This is a genomic window from Collimonas fungivorans (genome assembly GCF_028292705.1).
GTDB lineage: Bacteria > Pseudomonadota > Gammaproteobacteria > Burkholderiales > Burkholderiaceae_D > Collimonas > Collimonas fungivorans_B.
Genome location: NZ_JAQGLV010000163.1, coordinates 1 through 3683 on the forward strand (window position 1 = coordinate 1; position 3683 = coordinate 3683).

Annotated in this window: 1 protein-coding gene and 1 pseudogene; both read left to right on the plus strand. The window is 58.0% G+C overall.

Going from position 1 to position 3683, the window contains the following annotated elements:
• Positions 1-209 precede the first annotated feature (209 nt).
• Entirely contained in the window at positions 210-2939 is a 2730-nt protein-coding gene (locus tag JWQ61_RS08805; protein WP_304360189.1) for a TonB-dependent receptor, read from the plus strand.
• Between the two features lie 296 nt (positions 2940-3235).
• Positions 3236-3683 (plus strand): annotated as a pseudogene (locus JWQ61_RS08810) (hypothetical protein); the annotation flags it as partial.

A 3683-nucleotide genomic window follows, 5' to 3' on the forward strand; every position in this document is an offset into this window, starting at 1 on the left:
GATTCTTGAGTTTGTCTGTCTGTGCGGAATCGTAGCAGAGGTCAAAACGCAAATTACGTCGTCCACAAGGCGATTTAATCAGTCTGGTTTGATTACACAAATAATTAAATTCTCAACTCTAAAATTATCGATAGGGAGTGTTGCTTATGATCAGGGAACGGAAATTGTCACAGGCGCTACGCCAGGTGTTTTTTACCAGCGGAGTAGTGATGGGTATCGGATTAATGGCCCAGCCTGTGCAGGCGCAGGAGACAAACGACGACAAACCGATGGGGCGGGTTGAAATCACCGGCTCCAACATCAAACGTACCCAGCAGGAAGGAGCTGCATCGACGCAGATCCTGACGCGCAAGGACATCCAGCAGTCGGGCAAGACCTCGGTAGCCGATGTGGTGCGCAGCCTGTCGGCCGACAACAACGGCTCCATCAGCGGTTCATTCACCAACGGCTTCGCCGGCAGCGCTTCGGGCGTTTCGCTGCGCGGGCTGTCAGTCAACTCCACCCTGGTCCTGATCAACGGCCGCCGCACTGCGCCTTACGGCCTGGGCGATGACGGCCAGCGCAACTTTGTCGACTTGAACACAATCCCGCTGGGCGCGGTAGACCGCATCGAAGTGCTGAAAGACGGCGCTTCTGCGATCTACGGTTCGGATGCGATTGCCGGCGTGGTCAACATCATCTTGCGTGAAACTTATGAGGGCAAGACGATCTCCGGATCGCTGGGCACTTCGGGCCATGGCGACGGTACCTTGAGAAGCGCATCCGGCACCTTCGGTTTCGGCAATCTGGAAACCGACAAGTACAACTATTTCTTCAGCATCGACGCCAAGCAAAGCAACCAGATCCTGCAAAAGGACCGGCCGGAATACCTGGGAACAGCCGATGCCCGTCCATGGGGCGGCCGTGACCAGCGCGCAGGCGCCACCACTAGCAGCAATACCGGCGGCAGTAGTTTCGTCGGCACCGTACGGCCGGTCACCGCCGGCGGCGCCACCATTCCTGGCCGCGGCATCCAGAATCTGCCCGGCTGCGCCAGCATCGACACCGGTACATCGATCAATTCCGGCGGCGGCTGCCTGTGGGATCCGATCAAGGGTGGCTACCAGACGGTGCAACCGGAAACACAGAATATCAATCTGTTTGGCCGCGGCACTCTGCAAATCAACAATAACATGCAAGCCTATACCGAACTCGGCTTGTTCAACTCCCAGGCCAAGACGATCAATACGCCGTCCGGCCTGACCAGCGCCGGCTTTGACCTGGTCAACAACCGCGTTATCAATTCCGGCACTGGCCCAGGCCAGTTGCTGCTGCCTATCGGCCATCCGGACAATCCGTTTCCTGCCAATCGGGCTCGCCCGCGCTGGGCCGATCCGGACCGTCCGCGTACTGCCGACCTTGATACCACTGTCACGCGGCTGTTGGTCGGCGTGAAGGGAACCAGTTTCGGCTGGGACTATGACAGCGGTATCTTGTACGCGCAGAGCAAGACGCAGCGTACCCAGAACGGTTATTACCGCGCCAGCGCATTGCAGACGGCGGTCAACGATGGTTCTTTCCGTATCGGCCAGGCTGGTGCCCTGAACAGCGCAGATACGCTGGCTTTTGTGTCGCCTGAACTGAAAAACTGGGCGACCACCAAGCTCGCTTTGTGGGACTTCAAAGGTACCCGTGAATTCGGCCAGCTGCCGGGCGGACCAATCGGTATCGCGATCGGCGGTGAACTGCGTCACGAGTCTACCGTCAGCGAAGCGACGCCGTACACTGACATCAACGATATCGTCGGCTTGGGTTATGCAGCGGCCAGGTCTTCGCGCAATATCAGTTCCCTGTACACGGAATTGGCGCTGCCGGTCCTCAAGCAGCTGGAATTCCAGCTTGCCTTGCGTACCGACCAGTACTCCGATTTCGGTAACTCGACTACACCGAAGGTAGGCTTCAAATTCACCCCGATCCAGCAATTGGCCATCCGCGGTACGTATGCGGAAGGGTTCCGTGCGCCAGGACCTGCTGAAAGCGGCGATAGCGCTGTTTCTGCCTTCACCACTTTCACACGTGATCCGGTGCGCTGCCCTGCCACCGGTCTTTCCGCGGATTGCGCGGATGGCAAGAATGTCGGTGCGGTGACGGTCGGCAACAAGAACCTGAAGCCGGAAAAATCCCAGAGCTACAGCCTGGGCTTCATCCTGGAACCGATCAAGAACACCAGCGTGTCGGTGGACTACTGGCGTATCGTTCGCAAGAATGAAATCACCGGCTCTGACGCAGCTTCCATCATTGCAGATCCATCGAAATTCCCTGATGCGACTGTGGTGCGTGGCGAGGCGACTTCAGACTTCCCTGGCCTGGCCGGTCCTATCCTGCTGGTCAAGGCGCCTTACATCAATGCCGGCCAGACTCGCACCAGCGGCATCGATATCGATCTGCGCAGCCGTTTTGACCTGAATTCTTATGGTCGTATGACTGCCGGTCTGACAGTGTCGCAAATGTTCGAGTTCAAGCGTACCACCAATGGCGTGACACAGAACTTCGTCGGCACGCATGGCGATACCAACTTGTCCGGCAACGGCGGCACACCGCGCACGCGTGCTTCGGCTTCGCTGGCATGGGACCGTGGCCCGTTCAACCTGACTACTTCGGTCAACTATGTCAGCGGTATCGAGGACAAGAACGAAGCAGGCGGCGAATGCCTGGACGTCGATCCTGTCACCGGCAACGCTTTGATGAACTGCCGGGTTGCCTCGTTCACTACAGTCGACCTGTTCGGCCGCTGGGATGTGAGCAAGCAATGGCAGGTGACCGCTGCGATCGCCAACATATTCGACCGCCTGGCGCCGCTCGACGTGCAAACCTACGGCCGTATCAACTACAACCCGTCGCTGCATCAATCCGGCGCTGTCGGCCGCTACTTCACTTTGGGTGCTCGCTACACCTTCTAAGTTCTGTAGCTAACTGATCGAAGTAAAAAACGCCAAGGAGGTTCGCTTCTCTGGCGTTTTTTTTCGGCTACGGATCGGTTAACTCCGGCTTGTAAAAATTTCTGAAGAACCGAATTTTCCGCAATCTCGTTGGTCATCATTGTGCATGCCTGCAGCAGCAATTGCTGTCGGTTGGGCGCAAGCATGACTGCAGCGGTCCGCAGGCAACCCTGGGGCCTTATCTAGACAGGGATGACGATATGGATGAGAAGAGCTTATCGCACATGACTTCAGTTCAACCCGATAGACAAACGATCATGACAGAATGGATGAGCTTCGCGGCGGACCCGGCGCAGAAGGCGAGCTGCCTGGACCGCCTGCGTGAAGCGCAGCTCGGTCCGGATAACCAGCCGTCCGATTGCGCGGCAGGCGGCAAGCATCGATTCAGCGAGGAGCTTGGCGTGCCGGAGACGCTGGCGGTGATCATTGACGTGCTGTGCTGGCTGCGCCAGGCGGATGGAAAAACCAGCGCCCGGGAGCAAGCAATTGCATTGGTGGAAGCTATCCCGGTAGGCGCCGACCTCGGCGCCGTTCCATATAATTACGCGCACTGGCTGCTGCATGATCCGCAATGGGGTATTACGCAGTATTGCCAGGCAGGGCAGCTGCAGGCATTGTCGGCACGGGTTAAAGCGTTGCACGACAAGGAGCTTGCCGGCCTGGCAATCGACGACAGCGAATGGCGCGCGCTTGGGCAGGAAGCCA

Bases quoted from the DNA above. Each gene is read 5' to 3' on its own strand.
- JWQ61_RS08805 (WP_304360189.1), top strand. From the start codon at position 210: ATGGGTATCGGATTAATGGCCCAGCCTGTGCAGGCGCAGGAGACAAAC.